Origin of the sequence: Roseomonas sp. 18066 (assembly GCF_902706185.1) — a bacterium.
Taxonomy (GTDB): domain Bacteria; phylum Pseudomonadota; class Alphaproteobacteria; order Acetobacterales; family Acetobacteraceae; genus Pseudoroseomonas.
In genome coordinates this window covers 1-2550 of record NZ_CACSJM010000287.1, presented here as the reverse complement: position 1 = coordinate 2550, position 2550 = coordinate 1, and the positions used below count along the sequence as shown (strand labels likewise).

The window sequence follows — 2550 nt, the reverse complement described above, 5'->3', positions numbered from 1 at the left end:
GGGCAGGGCTGGGGCCGGGCCTTCCAAGCCTGGGTGCAGCGCCGCGGCTTCTACCCGCCGCAGGCCGCAATGGCGGGGGAAGACGGGACGGCGGTGGTGGACATGGAAATCGCGCGTGACGGGCGCATCCTGTCGGCCCGTATCTCCACCCGGTCAGGGTCGCGCTGGCTGGATGCGGCGTCGATCGCGCTGTTCAGGGATCAGGTGGGGCCGGCCTTTACCTGGGATATGCCGGGGGAGACGACGACAATGCGGTTTACGCTGCATTATCGTTTGATCACGCGGTGATAAGTTGAAATATGGGGACCGTGACCGACTGATATCATCAAATTAAACGATGTCTGGGGAGAGTAAATGCCAAACTTCGACCAAATGAGACGTCTTGCGCTAGCACGTCATCTCTTTGAAAGCGGTGTTGTTCAGTCCCGCGGCCCTACACCGGCTGCTGGTTTGGCGATCTTGGCGTTTCATGATTCGGTCGAGTTTTTTCTACAGGTAGTTTCCGAAAAGCATTCGTTTGGAAAAGAGCGAATGGATTTTATGGAATACTGGAAGTACTCGTCCGATAGTGGGGTCGATTTGGCGCAGAAAGAGTCTATGCGAAGGCTCAATGCCGCTAGGCGGGGACTGAAGCATCAAGGTGTTCTGCCGGCTGCGGAAGAAATAGAAGGGTTTAGGGCTTCTACTAGGAATTTTTTCGTTGAAAATTCTACCATAGATTTTTCTTTGGAATTTAGTTCCATAAGCATGAAGTTCTTGATTAATAACTTAGAGGCAAGAAAATTAATCGAGAATTCTGAAGGTAAGATATTCAATGGTGGTTTCGTTGATTCTATCGAGCTATCTGCAACGGCTTTTGCTGTGATGATTGATAATTTTATTTATTCCCGAAAAAATGGGTATTCAATCAAAGAAGACAGGATGCTGGGCATTAATTTGCCGCCGCAGGCTAGAAATGTAGTTGGCTCCCGGCAGGGTGATCAGGTGATCGGCCAGGTCGCTAACGAGTTGATCGATAAGATTGACAAAGTTTCTGGAAAATTATCCGAAGCTATAATTGTTATTGGCCAAGGAATTGATTTCAATAGTTACATTGAATTCAAATCAATAACCCCCTCAGTTAGGAAGTATGCTGACGGGCATAGGGATGTTTATTGGGGTTCTCGATATCCTGTGGAGCCAACGGGCGATGAATTAAGGAGAGTTGCGGAAAGGTGCATAGATTTTGTCGTTGATGCCGGCATTCGCTTAGAATCTTCCAGGCGAATCTTTACATAAACATTCGGGTGGAAAGGTGCTGCAAGGACTGCTTCACCCCCTCAAAATCACCCCCTTCTGCCCCTCCGGCTCCGCCTCCAGATAGCCTTCCACATAGATCCGCTTCACCAGCATCAGCATCACCGCCGCCAGCGGCGTCGCCAGCAGCATGCCCAGGAAGCCGTAGATCAGGCCGAAGGCGAGCAGGGCGACGATGGTCACCGCCTCCGGCAGGTCGACGTTGCGGCGCTGGACATAGGGGGTGACCAGGTAGCTTTCGACCGACTGCACGGCCAGGTAGACGCCGACCACGGCCAGTGCCGTCTGCTGCCCCTGGGCCAGGCCCAGCAGCACGCCGGGCACGGCGGACAGCACCGGCCCCACCGTCGGGATGAAGGCCAGCAGGGCGGCGATCAGCCCCAGGACGGGCGCCAGCGGCAGGCCGATCAGCCATAGCCCGATGCCGGTCAGGCTGCCGATCACCGCCATGCAGATCAGCTGCGCGCCCAGCCAGCCGCGCAGCGTCGCCGCCGCTTCCTCCGCGATGGCGCGGGCGCGGGGGCGCAGCGAGGGCGCCAGCAGCGCCTCGATGCCGCGGCGGTACAGCGCCGGGTCGAGCGCGAAATACAGCCCGAGGAAGACCACCAGCACCAGGTTGGCCAGCGCGCCGAAGGTGGTGTTCAGCGCCGTGAAGGCGGTGGTCCCCCCGCCGGCAGGAAGAGAAATATTGCCCGATTGCAGGCGGGACAGCAGCTCCTGCCCCCAGCGGTAGTGGGACAGGCGCTCGGACAGGCTGGCGGCGGCGGCGGGCACCTGCTGCCACAACTCGTTCAGCTGGTCGGCGATCGGGCGGGCGGCCATCATGCCCAGCGCGGCGCTGATCAGCAGCAGGGTCAGAATGAACAGGCCAACGGCCGCGCCGTTCGACACCGGCAGCACCCGCCGCAGCAATTTCCCGCCCGAGAACAGGAAGACGCCCAGCAGGGCGGCGGCGAAGACCAGCAGCGGCACTTCCGGCAGCTGCCAAAGCAGCAGCCCCAGCACCACGGCCAGCACGATCAGCGATACGCCCCGGCGCGACATGCGCGACCCTCCCCGACAGCCCGCACACGACAAGACAAGGCTGGGGGATCCACTCCCCCAGACCCCCACCCGTTCCATGCTGCAACCGAGAAGGGGGTTCGGGGACCTTCTGTCCCCGACCTCGCCGCGCCGCTTCTGCGGGCGCGGACGCCGTATCCAATGCGCGGCCGCCGCGAAGGTTGCGGGAAAAAGTTAAGGTCATGCTCGGGG

Annotated in this window: 3 protein-coding genes; 2 read left to right on the top strand and 1 reads right to left on the bottom strand. The window is 59.2% G+C overall.

Going from position 1 to position 2550, the window contains the following annotated elements; genetic code table 11:
* Nucleotides 1–288 (top strand): energy transducer TonB (locus GVN67_RS28690; protein WP_160000712.1); only part of this gene is annotated, 288 nt, incomplete at its 5' end.
* A 66-nt stretch (nt 289–354) separates the two neighbouring features.
* A complete protein-coding gene (locus tag GVN67_RS28685) occupies nt 355–1278 on the top strand; it encodes a hypothetical protein (RefSeq protein ID WP_160000711.1) in 924 nt (307 codons plus the stop codon).
* A 33-nt stretch (nt 1279–1311) separates the two neighbouring features.
* On the opposite strand, the gene GVN67_RS28680 is transcribed toward GVN67_RS28685, so the two are convergent.
* Complete coding sequence (locus GVN67_RS28680) at nt 1312–2340, bottom strand: AI-2E family transporter (RefSeq protein ID WP_160000710.1); 1029 nt, start codon at nt 2338–2340, stop codon at nt 1312–1314.
* Between the last annotated feature and the right edge of the window lie 210 nt (nt 2341–2550).